Origin of the sequence: Leucothrix pacifica, assembly GCF_003172875.1 — a bacterium.
Classification (GTDB): Bacteria; Pseudomonadota; Gammaproteobacteria; order Thiotrichales; family Thiotrichaceae; genus Leucothrix; species Leucothrix pacifica.
This window is the reverse complement of sequence record NZ_QGKM01000123.1, coordinates 1-1,181: the sequence shown is the minus strand read 5'-3', so window position 1 is coordinate 1,181 and position 1,181 is coordinate 1. Positions and strand designations below refer to the sequence as shown.

1 protein-coding gene and 1 pseudogene are annotated in these 1,181 nt (G+C 43.5%); one reads left to right on the top strand and one right to left on the bottom strand.

Annotated elements, in window-relative coordinates:
• Positions 1-841 (top strand): ATP-binding protein (locus DKW60_RS22910; RefSeq protein ID WP_146203562.1); only part of this gene is annotated, 841 nt, incomplete at its 5' end.
• Between the two features lie 6 nt (positions 842-847).
• Here DKW60_RS22910 and DKW60_RS22905 read toward each other — a convergent pair.
• A pseudogene (locus tag DKW60_RS22905) lies at positions 848-1,181 on the bottom strand (IS701 family transposase); the annotation flags it as partial.

The following is a 1,181-nucleotide window of genomic DNA, read 5'->3' as shown; positions in this document are numbered from 1 at the left end:
TACTGTTCGGGAAGCGTATCAAAAGCCGTTGTCTTTGTTTTATACGCTGCTTCAGGAAAGACGATTACTGACAGACTTTGCAGAAATTAGCCCCAGTGGTTCAGATCTTCAGGAGCAACACGATTATTGGTTAAGAGGTGGCTACCCGGAACCATGGATCAAAAATAGTCCTCGTTTCCAAAAATTATGGACACAAGGCTATATTAAAACCTATCTTGAACGCGATATTCTGAGGCTGTTTCCAAATTTACAGCGTGAGAAATATCAGCTGTTTCTTCAAATGTTGGCACAACTTTCCGGCACTATTATCAACTATTCTGATGTTGCCAGAACGCTTGGAGTTTCTGCGCCCACTGCTCGTGAGTATTTCAAAATTGCAGATGGCACATTTATCTGGCGACACCTCCCTCCCTACGAAAAAAATGCAACTAAGCGCATCGTAAAGCATCCCAAAGGCTATTTACGTGATTCTGGCTTACTGCATCATTTCTTGCATTTACATAATCTTGATGACTTGCTCGCTCACCCTCAGATGGGGCACTCCTGGGAGTCTATGGTGATTGAAAATATTATTCGCGAGTTAAATGCCAAAGGAGTTATTTTCGATTATTTCCATTACCGAACTAGCGCTGGCGCTGAGGTCGATCTGGTATTGGAAGGTGAGTTTGGTTTGTTACCGATTGAGGTAAAGTATAAGCAAAAGGTCACACTTCGAGAGCTGAAAGGTATTCGTGACTTTGTTGAGCAGTACAGTTGCCCCTATGGAATTGTGATTAGTAATAATGAAAGGCTTGGACTGGTTGACGATAAGCTTTTGAATGTGCCGTTTTCTTATTTGTAACTGATGTTACGCAGCCCGCAGGATCTGCAATTCATCAAACGCGGTTCTGATCGCCTTGACGTACAGTTTTGACTTCAGGGCAAAATGATTAAGCTTCGTGCTCATTTTTAGTTTCTCCATCTTGAACACGGCAACAATCGAAGCAAACAAGTGATTTGATTGAGTTTTGGGTGCCCGGGCAGGCGATTTGGCAAACGCGGCATTAGACTTCAGCGATTTATGAAACACCTCGACATTCCACCGTTTTTGATAGACCGTCGTGATCGTGTCCCACGATGCGTCAAGCTGGCTACAGACCAAATACAGGATGCCAGTACTACCGTCTTTGTTTGTAAAGACC